12 protein-coding genes are annotated in these 13,878 nt (G+C 72.2%); all 12 read left to right on the top strand.

Translation table 11 applies throughout. The features are described from left to right. The first annotated feature begins 466 nt into the window (after positions 1 to 466). Positions 467 to 1,552, top strand: a complete 1,086-nt coding sequence (locus tag ACFVXH_RS33715) for an S-(hydroxymethyl)mycothiol dehydrogenase (RefSeq protein WP_074005727.1) — start codon at positions 467 to 469, stop codon at positions 1,550 to 1,552. Beyond that, the gene (locus tag ACFVXH_RS33720; RefSeq protein WP_117492917.1) at positions 1,549 to 2,178 is read left to right on the top strand and encodes an MBL fold metallo-hydrolase; all 630 of its coding nucleotides are present in this window, start codon (positions 1,549 to 1,551) and stop codon (positions 2,176 to 2,178) included. Before ACFVXH_RS33715 ends, ACFVXH_RS33720 begins: the two co-directional genes overlap by 4 nt. A 61-nt stretch (positions 2,179 to 2,239) precedes the next feature. Continuing rightward, the gene (locus ACFVXH_RS33725; RefSeq protein ID WP_049652217.1) at positions 2,240 to 2,641 is read left to right on the top strand and encodes a pyridoxamine 5'-phosphate oxidase family protein; all 402 of its coding nucleotides are present in this window, start codon (positions 2,240 to 2,242) and stop codon (positions 2,639 to 2,641) included. Positions 2,642 to 3,465: 824 nt separating this feature from the next. Beyond that, entirely contained in the window at positions 3,466 to 4,497 is a 1,032-nt protein-coding gene (locus ACFVXH_RS33730) for a TauD/TfdA family dioxygenase (protein ID WP_117492918.1), read from the top strand. Then, positions 4,494 to 6,302 carry an amino acid adenylation domain-containing protein gene (locus tag ACFVXH_RS33735; protein WP_387829672.1) on the top strand — a complete coding sequence of 603 codons (1,809 nt, stop codon included), beginning with the start codon at positions 4,494 to 4,496 and terminating at the stop codon, positions 6,300 to 6,302. The genes ACFVXH_RS33730 and ACFVXH_RS33735 overlap by 4 nt, the downstream gene beginning before the upstream one ends. Then, positions 6,299 to 7,069 (top strand): thioesterase II family protein, encoded by a 771-nt coding sequence (locus ACFVXH_RS33740; RefSeq protein WP_387829674.1) that lies wholly within the window; start codon positions 6,299 to 6,301, stop codon positions 7,067 to 7,069. Before ACFVXH_RS33735 ends, ACFVXH_RS33740 begins: the two co-directional genes overlap by 4 nt. Beyond that, complete coding sequence (locus tag ACFVXH_RS33745) at positions 7,066 to 7,566, top strand: cobalamin B12-binding domain-containing protein (protein ID WP_387829676.1); 501 nt, start codon at positions 7,066 to 7,068, stop codon at positions 7,564 to 7,566. Before ACFVXH_RS33740 ends, ACFVXH_RS33745 begins: the two co-directional genes overlap by 4 nt. Next, positions 7,563 to 8,858, top strand: a complete 1,296-nt coding sequence (locus tag ACFVXH_RS33750; protein WP_387829678.1) for a methylaspartate mutase — start codon at positions 7,563 to 7,565, stop codon at positions 8,856 to 8,858. Before ACFVXH_RS33745 ends, ACFVXH_RS33750 begins: the two co-directional genes overlap by 4 nt. A gap of 62 nt (positions 8,859 to 8,920) precedes the next feature. Then, positions 8,921 to 9,922, top strand: coding sequence for an asparagine synthetase A (locus ACFVXH_RS33755; RefSeq protein WP_375875693.1), 1,002 nt, complete (start codon positions 8,921 to 8,923; stop codon positions 9,920 to 9,922). Beyond that, complete coding sequence (locus ACFVXH_RS33760; RefSeq protein ID WP_387829680.1) at positions 9,919 to 11,247, top strand: glutamate synthase-related protein; 1,329 nt, start codon at positions 9,919 to 9,921, stop codon at positions 11,245 to 11,247. The genes ACFVXH_RS33755 and ACFVXH_RS33760 overlap by 4 nt, the downstream gene beginning before the upstream one ends. Positions 11,248 to 11,344: 97 nt before the next feature. After that, complete coding sequence (locus ACFVXH_RS33765; RefSeq protein WP_049652209.1) at positions 11,345 to 11,545, top strand: MbtH family protein; 201 nt, start codon at positions 11,345 to 11,347, stop codon at positions 11,543 to 11,545. 136 nt (positions 11,546 to 11,681) lie between these two features. Then, positions 11,682 to 13,878 (top strand): condensation domain-containing protein (locus ACFVXH_RS33770; protein ID WP_387829682.1); only part of this gene is annotated, 2,197 nt, incomplete at its 3' end.

Genomic DNA, 13,878 nt, shown 5'->3' on the forward strand with positions numbered 1-13,878 from the left:
CATCCGGCGCGGCCGGCGCAGGGTCACGCGCCGACGGGTGGGGCGGGTGTGCTGAGCGTGGTCGCTTGGACCGTCTCAGCTACGACCGTACGTGGCTGGCGGGGCGCCCGTCTGCGGCACTTCCAGCCAACGCTGGTGCTTTCCGGGCACTTCGAGGCGCACGGACGGGCGCTCAGTGCCACCTGTGCGCCCCCATCGCCACGGCCGCGCCGGACTGTCGCCGGGCCCCGGCGGATACCCGGCCGGCACGTGCCACCGGAGAGGTCGTGAGCCGCCGCGACGGCGGCGGACCGGCTGTCGGCGGGTGGGGCGGGTCCCTAGCACACCGTGCCGCGGCGGATCGCCCCGGGCGCTCCGCCGGTGGGCGGCCGGGTGGGCGATACGCTTCGTGGGCAGTTCGTCTTGCAGTCGTTTGTCGCAGGTCAGACCGGTGCAGAGCCGCACCGGCAGACGGAGGTGGAATCGGATGCCCCAGCAGGTCAAGGCAGTCATCGCGCGCGCCAAGGGCGCGCCCGTGGAGGTGGCCACGATCGTGGTGCCGGACCCTGGCCCGGGTGAGGCGGTGGTCCGGATCCAGGCGTGCGGCGTCTGCCACACCGACCTCCACTACCGGGAGGGCGGCATCAACGACGAGTTCCCGTTCCTGCTCGGCCACGAGGCCGCGGGCATCGTGGAGTCGGTCGGCGAGGGCGTCACCGAGGTCGAGCCCGGTGACTTCGTGGTCCTCAACTGGCGCGCGGTGTGCGGCCAGTGTCGCGCGTGCAAGCGGGGCCGCCCGCAGTACTGCTTCAACACCCACAACGCCAAGCAGCGGATGACGCTGCTGGACGGCACCGAGCTGTCCCCGGCGCTGGGCATCGGCGCGTTCGCCGAGAAGACCCTGGTCGCGGCCGGCCAGTGCACCAAGGTGGACCCGGCGGCCGAGCCGGCCGTCGCGGGCCTGCTGGGCTGCGGCGTGATGGCGGGCCTCGGCGCCGCGATCAACACCGGCAACGTCGGCCGGGGCGACTCGGTCGCGGTCATCGGCTGCGGCGGCGTCGGCGGCGCGGCCGTGATGGGCTCCCGGCTGGCGGGCGCGGCGAAGATCATCGCGGTCGACATCGACGACCGCAAGCTGGAGACCGCCCGCAAGCTGGGCGCCACCCACACCGTCAACTCCCGCACCACCGACGCGGTCGAGGCGATCCGCGAGCTGACCGGCGGCAACGGCGCGGACGTGGTGGTCGAGGCGGTCGGCCGTCCGGAGACGTACAAGCAGGCCTTCTACGCCCGCGACCTGGCCGGCACCGTCGTCCTGGTCGGCGTGCCGACCCCGGAGATGACGCTGGAGCTTCCGCTGCTCGACGTCTTCGGCCGCGGCGGCGCGCTGAAGTCCTCCTGGTACGGCGACTGCCTGCCCTCGCGGGACTTCCCGATGCTCGTCGACCTCTACCTCCAGGGCCGCCTGGACCTCGGCGCCTTCGTCACCGAGACCATCGGGCTGGACGCCGTGGAGCAGGCCTTCGAGCGCATGCACCAGGGCGACGTCCTCCGCTCGGTGGTGATCCTGTGACCGCTCGGATCGACCGGCTGGTGACCGCCGGGACCTTCGAACTCGACGGCGGCAGCTGGGAGGTGGAGAACAACGTCTGGATCGTCGGGAACGACGAGGAGGCGGTGGTGATCGACGCCGCGCACGACGCCGAGGCCATCGAGGCCGCGCTCGGCGGGCGCCGGCTGCTGGCGATCGTCTCCACCCACGCGCACAACGACCACATCGACGCGGCCCCGGCCCTCGCCGACCGCACCGGTGCGCCGATCCTGCTGCACCCGGACGACCTGCCGCTGTGGAAGCTCACCCACCCCGAGCGGCTGCCGGACGGCGAACTGGCCGACGGCCAGCGGATCGAGGTGGCGGGCACCGAGCTGACGGTGCTGCACACCCCGGGCCACGCGCCGGGCGCGGTCTGCCTGTACGCGCCCGCGCTGGGCACCGTCTTCACCGGCGACACCCTGTTCCAGGGCGGTCCCGGTGCCACCGGCCGGTCGTTCTCGCACTTCCCGACGATCGTCGACTCGATCCGCGAGCGGCTGCTGACGCTCCCGGCCGAGACCGTGGTGCGCACCGGCCACGGCGACCCGACCACCATCGGCGCCGAGGCCCCGGCCCTGCCGGAGTGGATCGCGCGCGGGCACTGACGCCGCTGCCCGTACGGCCCCCGGGGAACGACCGTTCCCCGGGGGCCGTACGATCGCGGGCATGGCCCACGACCCGCGCGACCTCGACGAATCCTTCCTCGCCTTCTGGCGGGAACGGCACATCTCCACGCTGACCACCACCCGCCCGGACGGTACGCCGCACGTGGTGCCGGTCGGTGTGACGTACCAGCCGGAGACGGGGACCGCCCGGGTGATCACCAGCCGCACCAGCCGTAAGGCCCGCAATGTCGCCGAGGCCGGGCCCGAGGGCCTGCGCGTCGCGGTCTGCCAGGTCGCAGGGGCCCGCTGGTCGACCCTGGAGGGCGTGGCGGTCGTCCGCGAGGAGCCCGAGCAGGTCGCCGAGGCGGAGCGCCGGTACGCCGAGCGCTACCGCGAGCCGCGGGTCAACCCGGACCGGGTGGTCATCGAGATCGCCGTCGACCGCGTCCTCGGGCGGGCCTGAGCGCGCCGGCCGGGAGGGACGGGCCCGGGCCGGCCGCTGCTCCGGAGGACGGATCCGAGTGCGCCTGCTCTGGAGCGGGCCCGAGCGTGCCCGCTCCGGAGGGCGGCCCGGGCGCCGCTGTTCCGGAAGCGGAACTCCGGCTTCTGGTACCGGTGTTGCCGCCGTTGCCGGACGGGCGACGGCGGTGTCCCGTCGTCCTCAGCACGGGAAGTGCCCCATACGGTAAGGGAATCGTCACTGTCGGTGACGTGAATGTGACATTAAAGATTCCGAACTTGCCTCTGCTACTTCTTCCACGGCAGCGCATTGGTGTGATCTGATTGGCGGTGCACGGTCAATGCGAGGCGATGGGGGAGTACTGCACCCGCCTCGGCAGCTCGGGGGAACGACACCGGGTGCGCGATTCCGCCGCACCTGAATGTGAGCACTCGGGAGGGGGGAATGGATCGGTGTGCGGGTGTGCCGGACGGCAGCCCGACGTTCTCCGGTCGGAGCTACGGTACCGGTAGTCCGTACGTGCGGCCAGGGGTGGCCTGACGGTCCCGGGTAGCGGCTCGTCGACGCCTTTTCGGGCGTTGCGGAGCCGGCCTCTTGGGCTGCCCATTCACTGCCGCCGGTGGCGGAAACAGCGACACCCCGCCGAACCGTCCTGATGTCGGCCCTTGAACCGGGCCGCGCGAATTCCCTGGCGACCCGGCACGACGACCCCCCGCGGGTCGATGACCGTGTTCTCGGGTCAGAGGTTCTGATCACGATTCAACTTGCCCCGGGGCGACCACGGAACCACGCCGTGGCGCTCCGTCATGAGGAAGGTGCATCGAGTCATGTCTTCTGCAAGCACCGCGCCACAAGAACTGGAATGGACCCTCGAGGAGGGCAAGCCGGCGACCCTGGTCGTCCCTCGATTCGAAGGCGCCGAAGCGGCCTGCGCGTGGCTGAACGCGATCCTGCCCGACCTCCGTACCGCGCTTCAAAGGTACGGCGCGCTGTACCTGCGCGGCCTCCCGGTCGCCTCCGTCGAGGACTTCGCGCTCGTCCGGGACGTCCTCATCCCGCAGCGGACGCCCTACCGGGAGAAGGCGACGCCGCGCAGCAGCTTCGGCAACGACGTCTACTCGTCCACCGACCTGCCGCCGGCCCAGTCGATCCGGATGCACAACGAGAACAGCTACACCCTGACTTTCCCCGGGCTCCTGATGTTCGCCTGCCTCATCGCCCCCGAGGAAGGCGGGGCGACGCCGGTGGCGGATTGCCGGGAGGTCCTGCGGCACCTGCCCGCCCCCCTGGTCGAGCGCATTCGCTCCCACGGCTGGACCCTGCACCGGAGCTACTCCGAACACATCTCCGTGAGCTGGGAAAAGGCATTCGCGACCGAGCGCCGCGAGGACGTCGAGCAGTACTGCGCGGAGAACCTGATCTCCTGCCGCTGGGACGGCGAGGGAAATCTGAAAACGGTGCAGCGGCGGCCCGGTATCGTCCGGCACCCGGCCACCGATGAGGAGGTCTGGTTCAACCACATGGCCTTCTGGAATTCCTGGTCATTGGACGAGGAACTCCGCGAGACGCTCCTGGACGAATTCGGCGCGGACGGCCTGCCGTTCGAAACCGGCGTGGCCGACGGGAAGCCCCTGACCCGGGACGAGCTCGAGCTCATCAACACCGCCTACGCCGAGGCCACGGTGCGTCAGGCCTGGCAACCGGGCGACGTCATGCTCGTCGACAACGTGCTCACGGCGCACGGCCGCGACCCGTTCCGGGGCGACCGGAAGATCGTCGTCGCGATGGGCAACCCCGTCGAGCTCGACGACTGCCGGCCCACCGTGGCGGCCTCGGCGGAGACCGGCGGTGCCGCGTGAGCATCACCGAGGAGCCCCTGGCCCCGGCGGCCCGGACCGCACCCGTCGACCCGATGGTCCGCTTCCGGCGGGCGGTCGAATCGACCCCGGACCGGATGGCCGTACGCGGGACCGACCGCACCCTGACCTTCGCCGAACTCGACCAGGACGTACGGCAGTTGGCCGGGCGGCTGGCCGAGCGCGGGCTCGGCCGCGGCGCCCGGGTGGGCGTCAGCATGCACCGCGGCGCGGACCTCGTCGTCGCCCTGCTCGCCGTGTGGCGGATCGGCGCCGCCTACGTGCCGCTGGACCCGGCCTACCCGCAGGAGCGCCTCACCCACATGGTGACGAGCGCCGGCCTGCGGACCGTCCTGGCGGAGCCCGGCAACGGTCCCGCCTGGCCCGCCGGAGTCGACGTCCTCACCCTCGCGGACGCCCTCGCCGCGCCGGCCGCGGACGCGCCGGCGGCACAGGCCTCCCCGGCCGACCCGGCGTACGTGATCTTCACCTCCGGCTCGACCGGGACGCCCAAGGGCGTCGAGGCCACCCGGGGCGGCGTGGCCGCGCTCGCCGCGGACCTCGAGGACGCCGGCTTCTACGCCGACCGGCCGCGCGTGGTGGCCTGGAACGCGAGCATCTCCTTCGACGCCTCCGTCCAGCAGTGGGCCCGGATCTGCCGGGGCGACAGCATCGTGGTGATCGGCGAGAACGAGCGCACCGACCCGGCCGTGCTGCGTGCCCTGCTCGACGAGCACGCCGTCGACGACCTGGACCTGACGCCCTCGCACTGGGAGGTGCTGCGCGAGGCCCTCCTCGCCCCCACCGCCGACGGCCGCGTGCTGCGGCTGTTCATGGGCGGCGAGCCGGTGCCGGCCGAGGTCTGGCGGGAGCTGGGCGAGGCCCGCGCCGCCGGGACGGTCGAGGCGATCAACCTGTACGGCCCCACCGAGTGCACGGTGGACGCCACCGCGGGCTGGATCACCGGCGAGGGCCCGCACATCGGCCTCCCGCTGCCCGGGTTCACCGCCCACGTGCTCGACGAGCACCTGCGTGCCGCGCCCGTCGGCGAGCCGGGCGAGCTCTACCTGGCCGGGCCCTCCGTGACCACCGGCTACGTCGGCCGGCCCGCGCTGACCGCGCAGCGGTTCGTCGCCGATCCGACCGGCACCGGCCGCCGGATGTACCGCACCGGCGACCGGGTGCGGCTGCGCCCGGACGGCGCCATCGACTACCTCGGCCGGGTCGACCGGCAGATCAAGATCCGCGGCTACCGGGTGGAACTGGGCGAGATCGAGGCCGCGCTCGCCGCGCACCCGGGGGTCAGGACCGCCGCCGTCGTCCTGCACGGCACCGCGACCGCCGGCGACCAGCTGGTCGGGTACGTCGTCCCGGAGGGCGGGAGCGCCCCGCACACCCGGGAGCTCCAGGAGCACCTGGGCGGTCTGCTGCCGTCGTTCATGGTCCCGTCGGCCTTCGTCACGCTGGAGGCCATGCCGCTGAGCGTGAACGGCAAGGTGGACCACCGGGCCCTGCCCGCCGTGGACGAGGCCCTGTGGGCCGACGGCGGACAGGAGGCCGGGGACGAGCCGCAGGGCGAGTTCGAGACCCTGATCGCCGGCGTGTGGTCCGAGGTGCTCGGCCGGCCGCGGATCAGTCCCACCGACAACTTCTTCTCGCTGGGCGGCCACTCGCTCATCGCGCTGCGCGTCATCGGCCGGCTGAAGAAGCAGTTCGGCATCACCGTGTCCACGAAGGAGGTCTACCAGCACCCCGAACTGCGCGGGCTGGCGGCCTTCGTGGAGTCCCGTCGGACGGAGGGCAAGTGAACACCGCACAGGACACCACCGTCATCAGCATCCGGCGCCCGGAGGGAGCCGCGCTGACGCTGATCTGCCTGGGCTTCTGCGGCGGCGGGACGGCCTCCTACCACCTGTGGGGCGACGCCGTCCCGGCCGACATCGCCCTGTCGGCGATCTGCTACCCGGGCCGGGAGGGCAGGTTCCTGGAGGACTTCGCCACCGACTGGGAGGAGCTGGCCCAGGACGCCACCGCAGCCGTGCTCTCCGCCGTCGACGGCCCGTACGTGCTCTTCGGGCACAGCATGGGCGGCTGGATGGCCTTCGACGTCGCCGCGCGGATCGAGAGCGGCGGCGGGCCGCTGCCGCTGAACCTGGTCGTCTCCTCGGCCAACGCGCCCGCCCGCGGGCTGACGCCCCGCGACATGTTCCCGTCCCAGCAGGACGACGACGACGGCCTGCTGCTCTGGATGAAGACCCACGGCCTGATGCCGGCGCACGTCCTGGAGGACCCCGAACTCCAGGAGATGGCCGTCGAGTTGATGCGCGCCGACATCCGGGTCCGGGACACCTTCCGGTACACCGAGGGCGCCACCGTCAGCATGCCGGTGCAGATGCTCTCAGGCGCCGACGACGACGTCATCGAGGCCAACGCGGGCGAGCAGTGGCGCGCGCTGGCCCTGGGCGAGTACCGCCACGACGTCCTTCCCGGTGGGCACTTCTACACCCCGGAGGTCTGGAAGACCCTGCCCTCCAGGATCGCCGCCCTCGACCCGAGCGAGAGGAGCCGGCGGTGAGCACCGACGCCACCCTCGACGTGATCGTCAGCGGCACCGAGTCGGACTCCCACACCTGGAACCTCGTCTTCCTCCAGCTCCAACTGGAGGACTGGGGACACCGGGTGCGCAACCTCGGCCCGTGCCTGCCGGGCGCGGAACTGGCGGCGGAGTGCCGGCGCGAGGCCCCCGACCTCATCGTGCTCAGCAGCGTCAACGGCCACGGCGAGAGCGACGGGCTGTCCGCCGTCGCGGAGCTGCGCGCCGTCCCGGAGCTCGCCGACACGCCGATCGTCATCGGCGGGAAGCTCGGCACCGGCCGGCAGCTGCAGGCCGGGGCGGGCGGCGGGGGCGGCGATTCCATGACGCGCCGGCTGCTGGACGCCGGGTTCTCCGCGGTCTTCCACGAGTCGGCCGGACTGCCGGAGTTCGAGCGGTACGTCTCCGCCCTCGGCGCCGTGAAGGCGGGGCGGACCGGCCGCGTCCTGGAGGAGCTCCGCGCCGCCCCCACGCCATGAACGACGCGCCGGTCAACGCGTTCGCCGACTTCGTCCGACGGTCGCACGCCCGGGGCAACCTGGTGGTGCAGCCGCGGATGGGCTTCGGCGACCCGCTGGCCATGCGGGAGGGGCTGGTCGCCGTCAAGGCGGCCAACGCCACCACGGTCGGCACGATCACCCTCGACAGCTACACCCGGCTCGGCAAGCTCGCCGACGCCCGGCGGGCCGTCGACGGTGGCGGCGACCTCAACGGGTACCCGATCAGGACCCACCCCCCGGCGACCAACCGGGGGGTGCTGGAGGGCGTGCGCGAGCGCGACTTCCCGGTCCAGGTGCGGCACGGCTCGGCCAGCCCCTACGGCATCATCGCCGCCTCGCTGGAAGCGGGGCTCGACACCACCGAAGGCGGTCCGGTCTCCTACTGCCTGCCGTACGGCCGCCTGCCGCTGCGCGAGGCGGTGCGGAACTGGGAACGGTCCTGCGAGCTGATGGTCCGGGCCCGCGACGGCGAGGTCGAACCGCACGTCGAGACCTTCGGCGGCTGCATGCTCGGCCAGCTCTGCCCGCCCAGCCTGCTGGTGGCGATCAGCGTCCTGGAAGGCGTGTTCTTCCGCCAGCACGGACTGCGCAGCATCTCGCTGAGCTACGCGCAGCAGACCAACGCCGAGCAGGACCGGGAGGCGGTGCTGGCCCTGCGCCGGCTCGCCGACGCGCTGCTGCCGGACGTCGACCGCCACATCGTGATCTACAACTACATGGGGGTCTACCCCGGCACCCGCTCCGGTGCCCTGCTGCTGCTCGAGCAGGCCGCCGAGCTGGCGGTCCGCACCGGGGCGGAGCGGCTCATCGTCAAGACGGCGGCCGAGGCGCACCGCATCCCCACCGTCCGGGAGAACGTCGAGGCCCTGGAGATCGCGGCGCTGGCCGCACAGAACGCGGGCAGATCGGCGCCGGCCGACACCGGGGCGGGCAGCGAGGTCCTGGACGAGGCGACCGCGCTCGTGGACACCGTCCTCGGCCTGAACACGGACGTGGGCGCCGCCCTGGTGGAGGCGTTCGCCCGGGGGCTGCTGGACGTCCCGTACTGCCTGCACCCGGACAACGCCGGGCGGGCCAGGAGCTACATCGAGTCCGACGGGCGGCTGCGCTGGTCGCATACCGGCGCCCTGCCCGTCCGGCCGTCCGGGCGATCCGCCGGCGACCGCTCGATGAGCGCCTCGGACCTGCTCCGGGCCCTGTCCCACGTGGCGCGGTCGTTCGACGAGCGCGCCGCCACCACGCTGGACCGGCTCCCCGGGATCCCCGGCTGAACCCCCTGCCACAACCGCAGAACCAGAGACCGCAGGACCAGAGAACCGAAGGAAGAGACCCCTTGACCAGCGAGTTCGAGTCTGCACGGCCCGGTGCACTGCCGGACCACCTCAAGAACCCCGTGACCCGGTCCGTGCTGCGGATCCAGAACCAGATCGTCCAGGCGGGCCGCGAACTACTTCTCAGCGAGGGGTTCGTGGAGCTGCTGCCGCCGATCATCGGACCGGTGACGGACCCGGGCGGCCGGGGCGCCAAGCAGGTGGACGTCGACTTCTACGGCCACCGCTACAAGCTGATGACCAGCGCGATCCTCTACAAGCAGGCGTCGCTGCTCGCCTTCGACAAGGTGTTCTACGTCGCGCCGAACGTCCGGCTCGAACCCCTGGAGACCGCGAACATCGGCCGCCACCTGGCGGAGTTCCACCAGTTCGACGTGGAGATCGCCGGCGCCACCCAGCAGGACGCGATGGGGGTGGCGCAGTCCATCGTGACCGCGGCGGTCGAGCGCGTGGTGCGGACGCTGGGCGACGACCTGGACGCCCTCGGCCGCGACGCGGACGCCTTCACCCCGCTGCTCACCCGCGACACCCCCTTCGAGCGGATCAGCCACGGCGAGGCGATGGCCGAGCTGGCACGGCTGGGCCACGAGCAGAACCACGACGCCGAGATCGACTGGCAGGGCGAGGGCCTGCTCTCGCACAAGTCCGACGCGCCGTTCTTCATCGTCGACTACCCCAAGGGCTCACGCGGCTTCTACGACCGCGAGGACCCGCAGCGCCCGGAGGTCCTGCGCAACTTCGACCTCATCGCCCCCGAGGGCTTCGGCGAACTGATCAGCGGCAGCGAGCGGGAGTTCGACTACGCGCGGATCATCGCCCGGATGCGGGAGAGCGGCGAGAACCCGGCCAAGTACGAGTGGTACCTGAAGATGGTCCGCGAGGGCATCCCGGGCAGCGCCGGCTTCGGGATCGGCATCGAGCGGCTCACCCGCTACGTCGCCGGGCTGGACGCGGTCTGGCAGGCCACCCCGTTCCCGAAGGTCCCCGGGGTGGTCTCGCCGTGAGTGGGGTGCTGAGCGCCCCGGGGTTCCCGGAGGCCGCGATCCGGTCCCGGGCCAGGGAGGGCGCCGCCCGCGCGTTCCCCTCGACGGACGGCTACGGCCTGACGCTGTTCGGCGCCGGCGGCACGGGCGGCGAGCCGCGGACGGCGGCGCCCCGCGGCGGGGACGCGCTGGACGCGATGCGCCTGGTCCCGCCGGTCTTCGTGCCCCAGCGGCTGGAGAAGCTCACCGACCTGGCCCGCGAACCGCTCTACGGCGACGTCGAACTCGCCACCGACATCGGCGGGTTCCGCTCGTCGCTGCCGGTGTACGTGTCGGCCTTCGGCTCCACCCAGGTCGCCTCCTCCGGACTGGGCCTGGCGGCCAGCCGCCAGGCCGGACGCCTGGGCATCCCGCTGGTCATCGGCGAGAACGTGGTGCCGACCAACGGCTTCGCCGGCGCCTCCGGCAGCGGTTCCGCCGACGCCTCCGCCGACACCGGCGACAGCATGCTCGCCCGGCTGCGCGCCTACGAGCAGGAACTCCCGGACGACATGGGCGGGTTGGCGTTCCAGCAGAGCACCGAGGACGCGGACGCCGAGGTGTGGAACCAGATCTACAGCGCCCCGGCCGCGAAGGCGCTGCTGGAGTCCGGCCGCCTGGCCTTCGAACTCAAGGTGGGGCAGGGCGCCAAGCCCGGGCTCGGCGGGATGACGGTGCTGAAGCGCTCGGTGGCGGCGCAGCTGGCGGATCGGTACAGCACCGACGAGAGCGTCTTCGCCGACGGGCAGGGCGAGGACGACCGGGTACTGCGGTCCAGCAGCCCGGGCACGTTCACGGCGGAGATCCTGCGCCAGCAGATCCGGTTCATGCGCAACAACTATCCGCGCGCGCGGATCTGGGTGAAGCTCCCGCCCGGGCGCGACATCCACGAGGCGGCGGTCGTGGCCTGGGCGAGCGGCGCGGACTCGGTGACCGTGGACGGCGCCGAGGGCGGCAGCGGCTGGGCGCCCAGCAGCTTCCTCGACCAGGTGGGCCTGCCGCTGGGCGAGTGCCTGCGCCGGCTGGGGCCGCCGTCCCGGTCGAACTGCCTGCTGGCCTCGGGTCGGATGTGGGAGGGCGCCCGGGCCGCGAAGGCCCTGGCGCTCGGCGCCCGCGCCGTCGGGCTGGGCCGGGCGGCCCTGCTCGCGGCGGACGAGGACCCGCAGGACGGGATCGCCCGGCTGGTCGCCTGTCTCGCCTTCGAACTGCGGCTGCTGATCAGCGCGTTGGGCAAGTACACGCCCGCCGCCCTGGACCCGGAGGACGTCTGGCTCCCGGAAACGGCCGGGCCGTACCTCCACCCGTAGGACACGGGGCGCCGCCCCTTCGCTTGCGTGAACGTCCGATCCGTTTATCCCGCACGTCCTGTGCATTCCGTACCTTCCGTACAGAAGGAGAACCGCTGTGACGAACCCGTTCGAGGACGCCGAGGGCCGCTACCTGGTCCTGGTCAACGACCAGAACCAGCACTCCCTGTGGCCGAACGTGCTCGCGGTCCCGGCCGGCTGGACCACGGCCTTCGGCGAGAACGACCGCCAGGCCTGCCTGGAGTACATCGAGCAGCACTGGACCGACCTGGCGCCGCGCCCGACGACGGTCGGCTGACCCGCGGTCCCGGACCCCTTTTCCTCCATTCCGTTCGCACACCCGCGTGCGGCCCCGGCCAGGTGACGAGGCACCTGGCCGGGGCGGCCGGTCACGCGCATCGATCACCGCCGGATAGGCACCAGAGGGAGATGTCATGGCTCAGCAGATGGAACCGACGACCGGGCAGAAGGACACGGCCGAGGGCGGTCGCGCTCCCGAGTCGGCGCAGGAACAGCTCCTGTGCGGCCTCTTCGCCGAGGTCCTCGGGCTGCCGTCGGTGGGAGTCGATGACAACTTCTTCGCCCTGGGCGGCCATTCGGTCATCGCGACCCGGCTGATCAGCCGCATCCGCAGCACGCTCGGCGCGGAGCTCGGCATCCGGGACCTGTTCCGGAACCCGACCGTGGCCCGGGTGGCGGAGAAGCTGAAGGAGGGGCGTCCGGCGCGTCCGGCGTTGGTGGCGGGGGAGCGGCCGGAGGTGCTGCCGCTGTCGTTCGCCCAGCAGCGGCTGTGGTTCCTGGACCAGTTGGAGGGTGCGTCCGCGACGTACAACAGCCCGTTCGTGTTCCGGCTGCACGGGGCGGTGGACGTCGAGGCGCTGCGCGGGGCGATCGGTGACGTGGTCGGGCGGCACGAGGCGCTGCGGACGGTCTATCCGGCGGTCGACGGGCAGCCCCGCCAGGTGGTGCTGCCCGTCGGGGACGTCGAGGTGCCGTTCAGGGCCGAGCCGTGCACGGCGGAGGAGCTGGCGGAGCGGATTTCCGCCGAGGCCCTCGCCGCGTTCAACCTGTCCACCGGGCTGCCGTTGCGGGTGGTGTTGTTCACGGTCGCCGAGGGCGAGTCGGTGCTGGTGGTGACCTTGCACCACATCGCGAGTGACGGTTGGTCGATGGAGCCGTTGTGGGAGGGGGTGGCGTCGGCGTATCGGGCCCGGTTGGCGGGGGTTGCTCCGGAGTGGTCGCCGTTGCCGGTGCAGTACGCGGATTACACGCTGTGGCAGCAGGGTCTGCTGGGTGGGGTCCTGGATCAGCAACTTGCCTACTGGTCGGAGGTGTTGCGGGATGCGCCGCAGGAGGTGGCGCTGCCGTTGGATCGGCCGCGGTCGGGGGTGGCTTCGCGTGCGGGTGGTCTGGTGGAGTTCGGGCTGGACGCGGAGCTGCATGCGGAGTTGGAGGGGTTGGCGCGTCGGCACGGCGTGACGCTGTTCATGGTGCTGCACGCGGCTCTGGCGGCTCTGTTGTCGCGGTTGGGCGCGGGGACGGACATCCCCATCGGCACGGTGGTGGCGGGGCGTTCGGACGAGGCCTTGGACGAGTTGGTCGGGTTCTTCGTGAACACGCTGGTGCTGCGGACGGATGTGTCGGGTGCGCCGACCTTCGGTGAGTTGCTGGGGCGGGTCCGGGACACGGATCTGGCGGCGTTCACCCACCAGGACCTGCCGTTCGAGCGCCTGGTGGAGGAGCTGAACCCCGTCCGCTCCGCGTCGGTGCACCCGTTGTTCCAGGTGATGCTGGTCCTGCAGAACAACAGCGAGTGCAGTCTCCGACTCCCGGGCCTGGTCGTGGAGCCGGAGTGCTCTGTGGCTGCCCCGGCCCGGTTCGACCTCAACCTGAGCTTCTCCGAGCACCACGACGCCGCCAACAGGCCGGTCGGCATCCGGGCCGAACTGCGCTACGCCGCCGACCTCTTCGACCACGGCACCGTCACCACCTTCGCGGAGCGCCTGCGCCGGGTGCTGGCCGCGATGGTCGCGGATCCGGAGCAGTTGGTCGGGTCGGTTGAGGTGTTGGTGGGTGGCGAGCGTGAGTTGGTTGTGTCGGGGTGGGGTGGTGGTGGGGGTCCGGTGCCGGCGGGGACGGTGTCGGGGTTGTTCGGGGAGCAGGTGGTGCGGGATCCGGGTGCGGTGGCGGTGGTGGATGGTGATCGCCGGTTGTCGTATGGGGAGTTGGATGTTCTGTCGGATCGGATGGCCGCGCGGTTGGTGGAGTCCGGTCTGGTGCGGGGTGGGTTGGTGGGGGTCTGCCTGGGGCGTGGGGCGGATCTCGTGGTGGCGTTGTTGGGTGTGTTGAAGGCGGGTGGTGGTTACACGCTGTTGGATCCGGAGTTCCCGCGGGAGCGGTCGGCGTTGGTGGTGGCCGAGGCGGGCGTGGGTCTGGTGGTGTCGAGTACGGGGCTGCGGGAGTCCGTCGAGGGGATCGCCGAGCGTGTGCTGTGGATGGATTCGCCCTGGGAACCGGCGGAGGAGTCGGCCGGGGTGGTGGTGCCGTCGGTGGTGGTGGGTCCGGAGGATGTGGCGTGTGTGATGTTCACGTCGGGTTCGACGGGTCGGCCGAAGGGTGTGGTGGCGCCGC

Source organism: Kitasatospora sp. NPDC058184 (assembly GCF_042883725.1).
In the GTDB taxonomy this organism is placed as follows: domain Bacteria; phylum Actinomycetota; class Actinomycetes; order Streptomycetales; family Streptomycetaceae; genus Kitasatospora.